The sequence below is a fragment of the Superficieibacter sp. genome (assembly GCF_032071645.1).
GTDB lineage: Bacteria > Pseudomonadota > Gammaproteobacteria > Enterobacterales > Enterobacteriaceae > Superficieibacter.
The window spans coordinates 18,654-32,724 of the sequence record NZ_DAMAPU010000015.1 but is presented as its reverse complement, the minus strand read 5'-3'; the positions used below and the strand labels follow the sequence as shown (position 1 = coordinate 32,724).

The window sequence follows — 14,071 nt, the reverse complement described above, 5'->3', positions numbered from 1 at the left end:
CGATGTGCTCCCGTGTTCCCCGCGCGAGTGGGGATAAACCGAATTTTATTGCCCGCGCATCTTCTTAATTTCAGTGTTCCCCGCGCGAACGGGGATAAACCGATAATAGCGTTCCTGTTTTACTTTTACACGTTGTGTTCCCCGCGCGAGCGGGGATAAACCGGGTCAGCAATACACCCAGCAGTTTGATGTGCAGTGTTCCCCGCGCCAGCGGGGATAAACCGAATTCTTTATCCGTGCCGCCTGCGTTTGCCCAGTGTTCCCCGCGCCAGCGGGGATAAACCGGACTTAAACCAACGTTTGCACGGTCTATCCGCGTGTTCCCCGCCTCAGCGGGAACAACCCATCACCCACGCCCTCAACCCCCGCGCTTTTCCTCCCTCCACGAGAAAATCCCCATTCCCCATCGCAACTATTTACCCCTGCCTTCGCCAGTTCTTTCACCAGCGGTAGCATAATCTTCACCACTTCCCGGCTGCGGCGTTCGATGCGTCCTGGTAGCGCTTTATCAATATATTGTTGGTTATCCAGCCGCACGTTGTGCCAGCTGGTCCCCGTCGGGAAACTGGCTGACTTTGCCCGCTGTTGATAGCCGTCTTTCTTGCCAAGCGACCAGTTGGTGGCTTCGACCGAAAGCACCGGTATGCCAGCTTTATCAAACGGCTCGGCATCGTTGCAGCAGCTTGTGCCTTGCGGATAATCCGGGTTCAGGCCGGGGTTCATGGTGGCGTTGATACCCTGGCGTTTAGCGAGCGCCAGCGCGCGGTCGCGGGTGATTTTACGCACCGTCGCCGGGGTGTTTTTGCCGCTGTTAAAATAAAGCTTGTCGCCGACGATCAGGTTATCAAGGTTGATCACCAGCAGCGTATTTTTCTTCTCGGCGTCGCTCATCCGCTGTAATAAATTCTCAGCGCCCAGCTTGCCTTCTTCTTCGCCGCTGGTGGCAACAAAGCGAATGCCGTACTCGGTGGGAATATTTTTAAGCTGCGAGGCCAGCTCCAGCATTACGCCCAGCCCGGCGGCGTTGTCGTCGATGCCCTGGAGCGTCAGGCCGCCCAGGTTTTGGGCGGTGTCGGCATCGCTGCGCGGCGCGTAGGTGTCAAGATGCGCCATAATCACAATCTGTTGCCTGGCGCGTCCTTCGTGCGCGGCAATCACCGTGCTGCCGGTGACGTTGTGCCAGTTCTGCTGTTTATCCGCAGAGGTATAAAGGTAGCGACTGTGAAAGGTGCGGATGTCGCTTTGATAACCCATCGCGGCAAACTGCTGACGCAGATAATCCGCTGCCAGCATCTCGGCGGGGGAGCCGGTCATGCGGCCGGGAAAATAGGTCGCAATGTAACGCGCCTGAGTGGTCGCGAACGTGCCCGGGGGAGTTGATTTCGCCAGTACGGGGAGGGCAAAGCCTACGCTGAACGCCAGGGCAGCTAAACTGCGGCGCGATGCGGACAACATACAATATCCTTAAAAAATCCAAAAAAAATCGCCGCCTACAGTATGAAACTGTGACCTGGGTTACACAATTCGAATCACACGTAACACGCCGAAAACGCGCGGGTTAAGCACTTTTTGATATTAGCTTTTTCGGGATGTTATTCCTTTGAGGAACTACTCATTCCATTTCGTAATTTCATTTGAACTAAGCCGCACCCTATAGTCCCTCTCATTATTAAAAATAAGTGAGTTGTCGTGCTGTGGAATACCTGCCTCTTTTTGCTGCCCTGAAAGATCGCCCGGTACTGGTCATCGGCGGCGGTGAAATTGCCGCCCGTAAAATCGTGTTCCTGCGCCGGGCCGGAGCAAAGATACAGGTTGTGGCAACGCGCCTCGACCCGGAGGTCCACGAGCTGGCAGAGCAGGGGCAGATCCACTGGCTGGCGACAGAATTTACCGAAGAGCAGATCGATAACGTTTTTCTGGTGATTGCCGCGACCAATAACCGTGAGCTGAACCAGCGCGTTTTCGCGGCGGCAGATGCCCGCCACCGGCTGGTCAACGTCGTTGATAACCAGCCGCTGTGCTCGTTTATTTTTCCTTCTATTGTCGATCGCTCGCCGCTGCTGATTGCCATTTCTTCCGGCGGAAATGCGCCAGTCCTGGCGCGGCTACTGCGCGAAAAAATCGAAGCGCTGCTGCCAAAAGAGTTAGGGCGCATGGCGGAAGTGGCAGGCCGCTGGCGCGAGCGCATCAAAGACACGCTGAAAACCACCGCCGAGCGCCGTCGATTCTGGGAACGTGCCTTTCGCGGGCGCTTTGCCAGCCTGATGGCGGCCGGTAATCAGCAGGCGGCGGAGCAGGTTCTGGCGCAGACGTTACAGCAGCCGGAGCGCGCGCAGGGCGAAATTATCCTCGTCGGTGCGGGGCCAGGCGATGCGGGACTGCTGACCTTGCGTGGTTTACAGGTGCTCCAGCAGGCCGACGTGGTGTTTTACGACCATCTGGTCACGGATGAGATCCGCGAACTGGTGCGCCGCGATGCGGATCTGATCTGCGTCGGCAAACGTGCCGGGAAACACGCGGTGCCGCAGCATGAAACCAACCGGATGCTGACAGACGCCGCGCGGGAAGGCAAAACGGTGGTGCGACTTAAGGGCGGCGATCCGTTTATTTTTGGGCGCGGCGGCGAAGAACTTCAGGCGGCAGCAGCGGCAGGCATCCCGTTTCAGGTGGTGCCGGGCGTGACGGCGGCCTCTGGCGCGACGGCTTACGCGGGCATCCCGCTGACCCATCGCGAACACGCCCAGAGCGTCACCTTTGTGACCGGACATTACAAGCCCGACAGCGCGCCGTTCGACTGGGCGCAGCTGGCGCAGAGCCGCCAGACGCTGGCGATTTACATGGGCACCATGAAAGCGGCGGAAATCAGCGCCCAGCTTATTAAGCATGGTCGTGACGGAACGACGCCCGTGGCGGTGATATCGCGCGGCACCCGTGCCGACCAGCAGGTCAGCACCGGCACATTACAACAACTCGAAAACCTGGCGAAAGATGCGCCGATGCCCGCGCTGCTGGTCATCGGTGAGGTGGTAAACCTGCATCACGAACTGGCCTGGTTTCAACACACTACAGGTGCGGAAGGCTTTGCCTCCGTGGTTAATCTGGCTTAAGGAATGGTTATGGATCAAAAACGACTGACTCACCTGCGGCAACTGGAGGCGGAAAGCATCCATATCATCCGTGAAGTTGCCGCCGAGTTTGCTAATCCGGTGATGCTTTACTCAATCGGTAAAGACTCCAGCGTGATGCTGCATCTGGCGCGTAAGGCGTTCTATCCGGGGACGCTGCCGTTCCCGCTGCTGCATGTTGATACCGGCTGGAAATTCCGTGAGATGTATGAGTTCCGTGACCGTACCGCCAAAGCCTACGGCTGCGAACTGCTGGTGCATAAAAACCCGGAAGGTGTGGCGATGGGCATCAACCCGTTTGTTCACGGCAGTGCCAAACATACCGACATCATGAAAACCGAAGGGCTGAAGCAGGCGCTGAATAAATACGGCTTCGACGCCGCGTTTGGCGGCGCGCGTCGTGACGAAGAGAAATCGCGCGCCAAAGAGCGCATCTACTCCTTCCGCGACCGCTTCCACCGCTGGGACCCGAAAAATCAGCGCCCGGAACTGTGGCACAACTATAATGGCCAGATTAACAAGGGCGAAAGCATCCGCGTATTCCCGCTCTCCAACTGGACTGAACAGGACATCTGGCAGTACATCTGGCTGGAAAATATCGACATTGTTCCTCTGTATCTGGCCGCTGAGCGCCCGGTGCTGGAGCGTGACGGAATGCTGATGATGATTGACGACGATCGCATCGACCTGCAGCCGGGCGAGGTCATTGAGCAGCGGATGGTACGCTTCCGTACTCTCGGCTGCTGGCCGCTGACCGGCGCGGTGGAATCGAACGCGCAGACATTACCGGAAATCATCGAGGAAATGCTGGTCTCCACCACCAGCGAGCGCCAGGGCCGCGTGATTGACCGCGATCAGGCTGGCTCGATGGAACTGAAGAAACGTCAGGGATACTTCTAAGGAGCCGCCATGAATACGACACTTGCACAACAAATCGCTAACGAAGGCGGCGTAGAAGCCTGGATGCACGCTCAGCAGCACAAAAGCCTGCTGCGCTTTCTGACCTGTGGCAGCGTGGACGACGGTAAAAGTACCCTGATTGGTCGCCTGTTGCACGATACCCGGCAGATCTACGAAGATCAGCTCTCTTCGCTGCATAACGACAGCAAGCGCCACGGTACTCAGGGCGAAAGGCTGGATCTGGCGCTGCTGGTGGACGGCCTGCAAGCGGAGCGCGAGCAGGGCATTACCATTGACGTTGCCTATCGTTATTTTTCGACTGAAAAACGCAAATTTATCATCGCCGACACGCCGGGGCACGAGCAGTACACCCGTAATATGGCGACCGGGGCATCCACCTGCGATCTGGCGATCCTGCTGATCGACGCACGCAAAGGCGTGCTGGATCAAACCCGTCGTCACAGCTTTATCTCCACGCTGCTGGGTATTAAGCATCTGGTGGTGGCGATCAATAAAATGGATCTGGTGAACTTCAGCGAAGAAACGTTCAACAGCATTCGTGAAGACTATCTGACCTTTGCCGCTCAGTTGCCGGGCGATCTGGACATCCGCTTTGTGCCGCTGTCCGCGCTGGAGGGCGACAACGTGGCGAGCGGCAGCGCGAATCTGCCGTGGTACAGCGGCCCGACGCTGCTGGAAGTGCTGGAAACCGTTGAGATCCAGCGGGTGGTCGATCAGCAACCGATGCGCTTCCCGGTACAGTATGTGAACCGTCCGAACCTCGATTTTCGCGGCTATTCTGGCACGCTGGCATCTGGCGTGGTGAAAGTCGGCCAGCGGATCAAAGTGCTGCCGTCCGGCGTGGAATCTGCCGTAGCGCGGATCGTCACCTTCGACGGTGACCTGGAACAGGCGGCGGCAGGCGAAGCCATTACCCTGGTGCTGAAAGATGAAATCGACATCAGCCGTGGCGATTTGTTGCTGGATGCGCAGGAATCGCTGCCTGCGGTGCAAAGCGCGTCGGTCAACGTGGTCTGGATGACCGAGCAGCCGCTGACGGCGGGGCAAACGCTGGATATTAAAATTGCCGGAAAGAAAACCCGCGCCCGCGTGGATGCTATCCGCCATCAGTTTGATATCAACAACCTGACCCGCCACGATGCGGAAAACCTGCCGCTGAACGGCATCGGGCTGGTCGAGCTGACGTTTGATGAGCCGCTGGTGCTCGACAGCTATCAGGCTAATCCGGTCACCGGCGGGATGATTTTCATCGATCGCCTCTCTAACGTGACCGTCGGGGCGGGACTGGTGGAAGAAGCGCATGCGCAGGCGAGCGCCGCGCCGTCGGAGTTCAGCGCTTTTGAACTGGAACTGAACGCGCTGGTCCGCAAGCACTTCCCGCACTGGGGCGCGCGCGATCTGCTGGGAGGCAAGTAATGGCGCAGCATGACGAAAACGTCGTCTGGCACGCCCATCCGGTCACGGCGGAACAGCGCGAGCAGCTCCACGGGCATCGCGGCGTGGTGCTGTGGTTTACCGGGCTTTCCGGCTCCGGGAAATCCACCGTTGCCGGGGCGCTGGAAGAAGCGCTGCACCGTCTGGGCGTCAGCACCTATCTGCTGGATGGCGATAACGTGCGCCACGGCCTGTGTAGCGATCTCGGCTTCAGCGATGCCGATCGCAAAGAAAATATCCGCCGCGTCGGGGAAGTCTCCCGGCTGATGGTGGATGCAGGACTGGTGGTGCTGACCGCCTTTATCTCTCCGCACCGCGCCGAACGGCACATGGTGCGCGAGCGGGTAGGGGAAGGGCGCTTTTTTGAAGTGTTTGTTGATACGCCGCTGGCCATCTGCGAAACCCGCGATCCTAAAGGGCTGTACAAAAAGGCGCGCGCGGGCGAACTGCGGAACTTCACCGGTATTGATTCGGTTTATGAAGCCCCGGAAGCAGCGGAAGTGCATCTGGATGGTGAACAATTAGTAACAAATTTGGTGAACCGTTTATTAGACCTGTTAAGACAGAGCGATATTATCAGATCCTGACATGCTGGCGGACGAGGTAACCGTCCGCTAAGCCAGGTAACAGGATGAGATATGCGCGATAGCCAGAATTTAAGTATCACCACCACAGAGCCGCTAATGGCAGAGGAAGAGGCCAGTTGGTCTTTTCCGGGAGCCGTGGTGGGCTTTATCTCGTGGTTGCTGGCGGCGGGTATCCCGTTTTTAATTTATGGTCCCAACACGCTTTTTTTCTTTCTTTATACCTGGCCTTTCTTCCTCGCATTAATGCCCGTCGCCGTGGTGGTGGGCATTGCGCTGCACTCTCTTCTCGGTGGCAAATTTCTCTATACCATTCTGGCGACCGCACTGACGGTTATAGCGATGTTTGGCATTCTGTTTATGTGGCTGATGGGGTAGATTCTTCCCAAAGCTGAATTATTATTGATGGGGGCTATTTCCCTCACCGTGACGTGACATACTGATCCGCAGATAAAATGTGGTACATTTGGCGCGGTTACGCGGCATCGCCCGCGGCCGGGGTAGTGTCCTCGGGCGAGTTATGGGATGATGATGCCGTTTTTCAGGGGGCAGGATGGGTAAACTAACGCTGATATTGCTGGCTTTGCTGGTCTGGCTCCAGTATTCGCTGTGGTTTGGCAAAAACGGATTACATGACTACAGCCGTGTCAGCGATGATGTCCAGGCACAGCAAACAACGAACGCCAAATTAAAAACGCGTAACGATCAGCTTTTTGCTGAAATTGACGATCTTAACGGTGGTCAGGAAGCGATTGAAGAACGTGCACGCAACGAACTCAGTATGACCCGACCGGGCGAAACCTTTTATCGTCTGGTGCCGGATGCGTCTAAACGCAATCTGAGTGCAGGGCAAAATAACCGATAACAGGCCCAGGAACGCAAGATGGCAGCAACTTTTCCGGGCGTTTGCGCCGTGGTTCCGGCAGCCGGTTTTGGCCGCCGTATGCAAACGGAGTGTCCGAAACAATACCTCTCAATTGGTAACAAAACGATTCTTGAACACGCGGTGGCCGCGCTTCTGGCGCACCCTCGCGTGCAAAACGTGATTATCGCCATTACACCCGGCGACACGCGTTTTCAGCAATTACCGCTGGCAAATCATCCGCACATCACCGTGGTAGACGGCGGCAGCGAGCGCGCCGATTCCGTCCTTGCTGGGCTTAAAGCCGCAGGCGACGTTGAATGGGTGCTGGTGCATGACGCCGCGCGTCCCTGCTTGTGTCAGGATGATTTAGACCGTCTGCTGCGCCTGAGTGAAACCAGCCGCGTGGGCGGCATTCTGGCCGCGCCGGTGCGCGACACCATGAAGCGCGGCGAACCGGGTAAATCTGCGATCGCCCATACGGTGGACCGCAACGATCTCTGGCACGCCCTGACGCCGCAATTTTTCCCGCGAGAGCTTCTCACTGCCTGCCTGACGCGCGCGCTCCACGAAGGCGCAACGATCACCGACGAAGCCTCCGCGCTGGAATACTGCGGTTTTCATCCCGAACTGATCCCCGGCCGCGCGGATAATATCAAAGTTACCCGCCCGGAAGATCTGGCGCTCGCCGAATTTTATCTCACCCGCTTTCATCCTCAGGAGCAGACCTAATGCGAATTGGACACGGTTTTGACGTACATGCCTTTGGCGGCCCAGGCCCGATTATCATTGGCGGCGTGCGCGTCCCTTACGAACAGGGGCTGCTGGCCCACTCCGACGGCGACGTGGCGCTGCACGCGCTGACCGATGCGCTGCTCGGCGCGGCGGCGCTGGGCGACATCGGCAAACTGTTCCCCGATACCGATCCGGCGTTTAAAGGTGCGGACAGCCGCGAACTGCTGCGTGAGGCGTGGCGGCGTATCCAGGCGAAAGGTTATACGCTCGGCAATGTCGACGTCACCATTATCGCCCAGGCCCCGAAAATGCTGCCGCACATCCCACAAATGCGCATCTTTATCGCCGAAGATCTCGGTTGTCATATGGATGACGTCAACGTTAAAGCCACCACCACAGAAAAACTCGGCTTTACCGGGCGCGGCGAAGGCATTGCCTGCGAAGCGGTAGCGCTGCTGCACAAGGCGGCGAAATGATTGCGTTTGACGACCTGACGTACCTGCACGGCAAACCGCCGGGGCAGGGGCTGTTAAAAGCCAGCCCGGAAGATTTTCTGGTGGTGGAAGATCTTGGTTTTGCGCCGGACGGTGAAGGCGAGCATCTGCTGGTCAGGATCCTGAAAAACGGCTGCAATACCCGCTTCGTGGCCGACGCGCTGGCGAAGTTCCTGAAAATTCCGGCGCGGGAAGTCAGCTTCGCCGGGCAAAAAGACAAGCACGCGGTCACTGAACAATGGCTTTGCGCGCGGTTGCCGGGCAAAGCAATGCCCGATCTGAGCGCCTTTCAGCTTGAAGGCTGCCAGGTGCTGGAGTATGCCCGCCATCAGCGTAAGCTGCGCACCGGTGCGCTGAAAGGCAACGACTTCACCCTGATCCTGCGGGAAGTGTCCCATCGCGATGACGTCGAATCCCGGCTTCAGGCGATCCAGGTGGCAGGCGTGCCGAATTACTTTGGCGCACAGCGTTTTGGCATCGGCGGCAGCAATTTGCAGGGCGCGCTGCGCTGGGCAGAAAGTGCGGTTCCGGTTCGCGATCGGAATAAACGCAGTTTTTGGTTGTCGGCAGCCCGCAGCGCGTTGTTTAATCAGATAGTCAGTGACCGCCTGAAAAAACCAGACTTTAATCAAGTTGTTGACGGCGATGCGCTACAATTAGCGGGGCGCGGCAGCTGGTTTGTCGCCACGGAAGACGAGCTGAACGCGCTTCAGTCCCGCGTCAATAATCATGAACTGATGATCACTGCGTCCCTGCCCGGTAGCGGCGACTGGGGCACGCAGCGTAATGCGCTGGCGTTTGAACAGGCCGCTATTGGCGAAGAAACGCTGTTACAGCAGTTGCTGCTGCGCGAAAAAGTCGAGGCGGCACGCCGCGCCATGCTGCTCTGTCCGCAAAATATGCGCTGGAGCTGGTGGGATGACGTCACCGTTGAATTACGCTTCTGGCTTCCGGCAGGCAGTTTTGCCACCAGCGTCGTCAGGGAACTTATTAACACAGCAGGTGATTATGCGAATATTGCTGAGTAATGATGACGGCATCCATGCGCCCGGCATTCAGACGCTGGCGAAAGCCCTGCGCGAATTTGCCGAGGTTCAGGTGGTCGCGCCCGATCGTAACCGCAGCGGCGCATCCAACTCATTGACGCTGGAATCTTCCCTGCGCACCTTCAGTTATGAAAATGGCGATATTGCCGTCCAGATGGGCACGCCCACTGACTGCGTGTATCTCGGCGTGAATGCCCTGATGCGTCCGCGCCCGGACGTGGTGGTTTCTGGTATTAATGCCGGGCCAAATCTTGGCGACGACGTCATTTACTCCGGCACTGTCGCTGCCGCGATGGAAGGGCGACATCTTGGTTTCCCTGCGCTGGCTGTATCGCTGAACGGCCACAAGCATTACGACACTGCCGCAGCGGTCACCTGCACCATTTTGCGGGCGTTAAGCCGCGAACCGCTGCGCACCGGGCGGATCCTCAACATTAACGTGCCGGACCTGCCGCTTAACGAAATCAAAGGTTTTCGCGTTACCCGCTGTGGCAGCCGTCATCCTGCCGATCAGGTGATCCCGCAGGAAGACCCGCGCGGTAACACGCTGTACTGGATCGGACCGCCGGGTGAGAAATTTGATGCTGGCCCGGACACGGACTTTGCCGCCATTGACGACGGCTACGTTTCCGTCACGCCGCTGCACGTAGACCTCACGGCGCACGGCGCGCATGATGTTGTTTCTGACTGGTTAAAACGCGTGGGAGCAAACACGCAATGATTAGCAAACGCGTACAGAGCCTCCTCGATCAACTGCGTACTCAGGGAATCAAAGATGAGCATGTGCTTGAGGCAATTGCTCTGGTTCCGCGTGAAAAATTTATTGATGAGGCGTTTGAACACCAGGCGTGGGAGAACGTGGCGCTGCCCATCGGGCAAGGGCAAACCATTTCGCAGCCCTATATGGTGGCGCGAATGACCGAGCTGCTGGAGCTGACGCCGGAATGCCGGGTGCTGGAAGTGGGGACCGGGTCAGGCTATCAAACCGCCATCCTCGCGCACCTTGTGCATCACGTCTGCTCGGTCGAGCGGATCAAAAGCCTGCAATGGCACGCAAGGCGTCGCCTGAAACAGCTCGATCTGCATAATGTGTCTACTCGTCACGGCGATGGCTGGCAGGGATGGCACGCGCGTGCGCCCTTCGACGCCATCATCGTAACGGCGGCTCCACCGGAAATACCAGCGGCCCTGATGTCACAACTGGCAGAGGGCGGCGTGATGGTATTGCCCGTGGGGGATGAGCACCAGTATCTGAAACGGGTGTATCGCCGCAAAGACGAATTTATTATCGATACCGTCGAGGCAGTGCGCTTCGTTCCTCTGGTCAAAGGGGAACTGGCCTGAGACCCGGATTTATCCTGGTTATTTCATGGATTTTCAGCGTATGGTGAACGCATTTGTCAGTGTTCACGCCGCTGCCTTGCACGGTTCTAAATCACTGGTAGTTAACCTTTTCCTGGGGGATAAATGAGCGCGGGAAGCCCAAAATTCACCGTAAGTCGCGTAGCGACATTATCACTGATTTCACTTTGCCTCGCCGGTTGCGGTAATTCGGACAATACCCCGGCGCCGGTCAGCTCGGTTAACGGCTCGACGCCCGCCAGTGCTGATTCCGGGATGCTCATCACGCCGCCGCCTAAAATGGGAACGGCCTCGCAGACGGCGAACGTGCCTGTTCAGCCGATACAACCGATGCCGCCACAGCCAACGCAGATCCAGCCGCAGACCCAGCCCGTCGCGCAGCAGTCTGTGCAAACGGAAAACGGGCGCATTGTTTACAACCGCAAATACGGCAATATTCCGAAGGGCAGCTACACCGGCGGCAGCACTTATACGGTGAAAAAAGGCGATACGCTGTTCTACATCGCCTGGATAACCGGGAACGATTTCCGTGACTTAGCGCAGCGCAACAACGTTGCCGCACCGTATGGCCTGAACGTCGGACAGACCCTGCAGGTAGGTAACGCATCCGGTACGCCAATCACTGGCGGCAACGCCGTTACCCAGGCTGATGCAAATGCACAAGGAATAATCTTAAAACCTGCACAGAATTCAACCGTAGCTGTTGCGTCGCAGCCGACAATTACGTATTCTGAAACCTCAGGTGAACAAAGTGCTAACAAAATGTTGCCTAACAACCGACCGACGAGTACACCCGTCACGGCACCGGTTACGGCTCCATCAACCGTTAGCGTTACTGAACCCACTGCCAGCAGTACCAACACCAGCTCGCCGATTTCGGCATGGCGTTGGCCAACTGAAGGCAATGTTATCGAAAACTTCTCTGCCACTGATAACGGCAATAAAGGGATCGATATCGCAGGTAGCAAAGGTCAGGCTATCGTAGCGACCGCTGATGGTCGCGTAGTATATGCCGGGAGTGCGCTGCGCGGTTACGGTAATCTTATTATCATCAAACATAACGATGATTACCTGAGTGCCTACGCCCATAACGATACAATGCTGGTTCGGGAGCAACAAGAAATTAAGGCGGGGCAGAAAATAGCTACCATGGGTAGCACCGGAACCAGTTCAACACGTTTACATTTTGAAATTCGTTACAAGGGGAAATCCGTAAACCCGCTGCGTTACTTGCCGCAGCGATAATCAGGCGGGATACACGGCAAACGTGTATGCCGTTCAGGGATCACGGGTAGGAGCCACCTTATGAGTCAGAATACGCTGAAAGTTCATGATTTAAATGAAGACGCGCAATTTGATGAGAATGGAGTAGAGGCTTTTGATGAAAAAGCCTTAGTCGTTGAGGAACCTGGTGATAGTGACCTGGCAGAGGAAGAGCTGTTAGCGCAGGGCGCGACACAACGCGTACTGGATGCCACCCAGCTTTACCTCGGAGAGATCGGTTATTCTCCATTATTAACTGCGGAAGAAGAAGTTTATTTCGCCCGTCGCGCTCTGCGCGGAGATGTTGCCTCACGCCGTCGCATGATTGAAAGTAACCTGCGTCTGGTGGTGAAAATTGCCCGTCGTTACGGCAATCGTGGTCTGGCACTGCTGGATCTGATTGAAGAGGGCAACCTGGGGCTGATCCGTGCCGTTGAGAAGTTTGACCCGGAACGTGGTTTCCGTTTCTCAACCTACGCGACGTGGTGGATCCGTCAGACCATTGAACGGGCGATCATGAATCAAACCCGTACTATTCGTCTGCCGATTCATATTGTTAAAGAGCTGAACGTGTATCTGCGTACCGCGCGTGAACTGTCCCATAAGCTGGACCACGAGCCGAGTGCGGAAGAAATTGCCGAACAGCTGGATAAACCGGTTGATGACGTAAGCCGTATGCTGCGTCTCAACGAGCGCATCACCTCGGTAGACACCCCTCTGGGTGGCGATTCCGAAAAAGCGCTGCTGGACATCCTGGCCGATGAAAAAGACAACGGTCCGGAAGACACCACGCAAGACGATGATATGAAACAAAGCATCGTTAAATGGCTGTTCGAACTGAACGCCAAACAGCGTGAAGTGCTGGCACGTCGTTTCGGTCTGCTGGGTTATGAAGCGGCTACGCTCGAAGATGTGGGTCGTGAAATCGGCCTGACACGCGAACGCGTTCGTCAGATCCAGGTTGAAGGTCTGCGTCGCCTGCGTGAAATCCTTCAGGCGCAAGGGCTGAATATCGAAGCGCTGTTCCGCGAGTAATAAACAGTTCCATCAAAAAAGGCCACTCTTACGGAGTGGCCTTTTTCTTTGCGTGGCGATCGCGCTTTAGCCTGTTGGCTGATGGATACCCGCGCCCGAAGGATAAGTGACTCCTGGCGGAAACGACATGCATCCTGTAAATGTCGATGCAGGAGAAAGCCGTTCTCGTATCCAAAAATCAACTGGCCTGTTTACTGAAGTTGGTAAAACGATAATTTCCCCGATTTTGCCGAGCCGGTATCAATATAAACCTGGTTGGCAAAAGTTTGCTGGTGAGTAAATATCATATGACCAAAAATAAACACATCGGCACCGTCAACAGGACGGGTATTTCCTTCCAGCGATTGTAATACGCGATCGACTGACCATAATACGCCATTCAGATCGACCGGTTTATTGAAGCGGTAACGGTTATCAGGATAATCTGCGTGAGCAATAACATGCTTACCTTTGGCGGTATCAATTTCAATAATATGCGGCAACCGGTGAAAGCGTAGCAGCAGATCGATAGCCTCCTGCTGTTCCGCCGCATTCAGGTCAAAGAACCAGCCGCCGCCGCTGTTCAGCCACATATTGCCATCCTGCGTGGCGAACGCTTCCAGCGCCATTGCTTCATGGTTACCCATCACCGATACAAACCACGGCCGATCCAGCAGACGTAGCACTTCCAGGTTTTCCGGGCCGCGGTCAATATTATCGCCAACGGAAATTAATAAATCTTTTTCAGGAGAGAAATCCAGATCGGCGAGGCGTGATTGCAGTAAAGAATAGCAACCGTGAATATCCCCGACGGCCCAAATATGGCGGCAGGTGCTGGCATCTATTTTATGGTAGCGGACCTCTGGCATGACTCACCTTTTAATGTGGAGGGAGGTGAGATTATATCATATTGGCCCTGATTTTTAACGCGCTTAAAGCAGCCTGTCAATTTCTCTGCTTCTGGCGCTCTTTTTATCGAATGTGGCAAAAAATTATTAGTTGCCACGCTTTCCGACAATGTTTTACTGATGGCAGCTTTTAGTTCAGCATCACCATAAAATAAAAGACCATTATTTAATTGCTGATTAATCTTATCGGCCATTTCTTTTATGATTCGTTCAGGATGGTTGATTTTTAAATCGCCACCAAATCTAATTAATGTCATTTTATAGCAACATTTCGTATTGCTGCGGAAACCTGCCCGGCAGTTTTGCGCTGCCGGGCAGGTAAA

The 14,071-nt window shown here is 56.1% G+C and carries 15 protein-coding genes, 1 pseudogene and 1 CRISPR repeat array (1 of these 17 running past the window's edge); of the genes and pseudogenes, 13 read left to right on the top strand and 3 right to left on the bottom strand.

From position 1 onward, the window contains the following. A CRISPR array of direct repeats spans positions 1-285; the repeat unit is 29 nt; unit sequence GTGTTCCCCGCGCGAGCGGGGATAAACCG; it reaches 1,209 nt to the left of the window's first position. A 138-nt stretch (positions 286-423) separates the two neighbouring features. Continuing rightward, positions 424-1,455: pseudogene (locus RT197_RS18705) on the bottom strand (aminopeptidase); the annotation flags it as partial. 248 nt (positions 1,456-1,703) lie between these two features. On the opposite strand from RT197_RS18705, the gene cysG reads away from it, so the two are divergent. From cysG to rpoS, 13 genes are all read left to right on the top strand, one after another. Next, positions 1,704-3,107, top strand: coding sequence for a siroheme synthase CysG (cysG, locus tag RT197_RS18700; RefSeq protein ID WP_312952702.1), 1,404 nt, complete (start codon positions 1,704-1,706; stop codon positions 3,105-3,107). A 9-nt stretch (positions 3,108-3,116) separates the two neighbouring features. Beyond that, complete coding sequence (gene cysD / locus RT197_RS18695; RefSeq protein ID WP_312952658.1) at positions 3,117-4,025, top strand: sulfate adenylyltransferase subunit CysD; 909 nt, start codon at positions 3,117-3,119, stop codon at positions 4,023-4,025. 9 nt (positions 4,026-4,034) lie between these two features. After that, positions 4,035-5,462 (top strand): sulfate adenylyltransferase subunit CysN, encoded by a 1,428-nt coding sequence (gene cysN, locus RT197_RS18690; RefSeq protein ID WP_312952657.1) that lies wholly within the window; start codon positions 4,035-4,037, stop codon positions 5,460-5,462. Next, complete coding sequence (gene cysC, locus RT197_RS18685) at positions 5,462-6,067, top strand: adenylyl-sulfate kinase (protein ID WP_312952655.1); 606 nt, start codon at positions 5,462-5,464, stop codon at positions 6,065-6,067. The genes cysN and cysC overlap by 1 nt, the downstream gene beginning before the upstream one ends. Positions 6,068-6,118: 51 nt before the next feature. Next, positions 6,119-6,442, top strand: coding sequence for a DUF3561 family protein (locus RT197_RS18680; RefSeq protein ID WP_312952653.1), 324 nt, complete (start codon positions 6,119-6,121; stop codon positions 6,440-6,442). Between the two features lie 175 nt (positions 6,443-6,617). After that, positions 6,618-6,929: a cell division protein FtsB gene (gene ftsB / locus RT197_RS18675; protein WP_312952652.1), complete on the top strand. Its 312-nt coding sequence runs from the start codon at positions 6,618-6,620 to the stop codon at positions 6,927-6,929. A gap of 18 nt (positions 6,930-6,947) precedes the next feature. After that, entirely contained in the window at positions 6,948-7,658 is a 711-nt protein-coding gene (ispD, locus tag RT197_RS18670; protein ID WP_312952651.1) for a 2-C-methyl-D-erythritol 4-phosphate cytidylyltransferase, read from the top strand. Then, a complete protein-coding gene (gene ispF / locus RT197_RS18665) occupies positions 7,658-8,137 on the top strand; it encodes a 2-C-methyl-D-erythritol 2,4-cyclodiphosphate synthase (protein ID WP_312952650.1) in 480 nt (159 codons plus the stop codon). The genes ispD and ispF overlap by 1 nt, the downstream gene beginning before the upstream one ends. Then, on the top strand, positions 8,134-9,183 hold the full coding sequence (gene truD / locus RT197_RS18660) for a tRNA pseudouridine(13) synthase TruD (RefSeq protein ID WP_312952649.1): 1,050 nt from the start codon (positions 8,134-8,136) through the stop codon (positions 9,181-9,183). The genes ispF and truD overlap by 4 nt, the downstream gene beginning before the upstream one ends. After that, a complete protein-coding gene (gene surE, locus RT197_RS18655) occupies positions 9,164-9,922 on the top strand; it encodes a 5'/3'-nucleotidase SurE (protein ID WP_312952648.1) in 759 nt (252 codons plus the stop codon). The genes truD and surE overlap by 20 nt, the downstream gene beginning before the upstream one ends. After that, entirely contained in the window at positions 9,919-10,545 is a 627-nt protein-coding gene (locus tag RT197_RS18650) for a protein-L-isoaspartate(D-aspartate) O-methyltransferase (RefSeq protein WP_312952647.1), read from the top strand. Before surE ends, RT197_RS18650 begins: the two co-directional genes overlap by 4 nt. A 123-nt stretch (positions 10,546-10,668) precedes the next feature. Next, positions 10,669-11,808 (top strand): murein hydrolase activator NlpD, encoded by a 1,140-nt coding sequence (gene nlpD / locus RT197_RS18645; RefSeq protein ID WP_312952646.1) that lies wholly within the window; start codon positions 10,669-10,671, stop codon positions 11,806-11,808. Positions 11,809-11,868: 60 nt separating this feature from the next. After that, positions 11,869-12,861, top strand: a complete 993-nt coding sequence (gene rpoS / locus RT197_RS18640) for an RNA polymerase sigma factor RpoS (protein WP_312952645.1) — start codon at positions 11,869-11,871, stop codon at positions 12,859-12,861. A 191-nt stretch (positions 12,862-13,052) separates the two neighbouring features. Here the strand turns inward: rpoS and pphB are convergent, their stop codons facing one another. Continuing rightward, a complete protein-coding gene (gene pphB, locus RT197_RS18635; protein ID WP_312952644.1) occupies positions 13,053-13,709 on the bottom strand; it encodes a protein-serine/threonine phosphatase in 657 nt (218 codons plus the stop codon). Then, entirely contained in the window at positions 13,682-14,005 is a 324-nt protein-coding gene (locus RT197_RS18630) for a hypothetical protein (protein ID WP_312952643.1), read from the bottom strand. Before RT197_RS18630 ends, pphB begins: the two co-directional genes overlap by 28 nt. Positions 14,006-14,071 lie beyond the last annotated feature (66 nt).

Excerpts from the sequence above, each read along its gene's own strand:
- cysD (WP_312952658.1), top strand. The coding sequence starts at position 3,117 with ATGGATCAAAAACGACTGACTCACCTGCGGCAACTGGAGGCGGAAAGC.
- cysN (WP_312952657.1), top strand. The coding sequence starts at position 4,035 with ATGAATACGACACTTGCACAACAAATCGCTAACGAAGGCGGCGTAGAA.
- cysC (WP_312952655.1), top strand. The coding sequence starts at position 5,462 with ATGGCGCAGCATGACGAAAACGTCGTCTGGCACGCCCATCCGGTCACG.
- RT197_RS18680 (WP_312952653.1), top strand. The coding sequence starts at position 6,119 with ATGCGCGATAGCCAGAATTTAAGTATCACCACCACAGAGCCGCTAATG.
- ftsB (WP_312952652.1), top strand. The coding sequence starts at position 6,618 with ATGGGTAAACTAACGCTGATATTGCTGGCTTTGCTGGTCTGGCTCCAG.
- ispD (WP_312952651.1), top strand. The coding sequence starts at position 6,948 with ATGGCAGCAACTTTTCCGGGCGTTTGCGCCGTGGTTCCGGCAGCCGGT.
- ispF (WP_312952650.1), top strand. The coding sequence starts at position 7,658 with ATGCGAATTGGACACGGTTTTGACGTACATGCCTTTGGCGGCCCAGGC.
- truD (WP_312952649.1), top strand. The coding sequence starts at position 8,134 with ATGATTGCGTTTGACGACCTGACGTACCTGCACGGCAAACCGCCGGGG.
- surE (WP_312952648.1), top strand. The coding sequence starts at position 9,164 with ATGCGAATATTGCTGAGTAATGATGACGGCATCCATGCGCCCGGCATT.
- RT197_RS18650 (WP_312952647.1), top strand. The coding sequence starts at position 9,919 with ATGATTAGCAAACGCGTACAGAGCCTCCTCGATCAACTGCGTACTCAG.
- nlpD (WP_312952646.1), top strand. The coding sequence starts at position 10,669 with ATGAGCGCGGGAAGCCCAAAATTCACCGTAAGTCGCGTAGCGACATTA.
- rpoS (WP_312952645.1), top strand. The coding sequence starts at position 11,869 with ATGAGTCAGAATACGCTGAAAGTTCATGATTTAAATGAAGACGCGCAA.
- pphB (WP_312952644.1), bottom strand. The coding sequence starts at position 13,709 with ATGCCAGAGGTCCGCTACCATAAAATAGATGCCAGCACCTGCCGCCAT.
- RT197_RS18630 (WP_312952643.1), bottom strand. The coding sequence starts at position 14,005 with ATGACATTAATTAGATTTGGTGGCGATTTAAAAATCAACCATCCTGAA.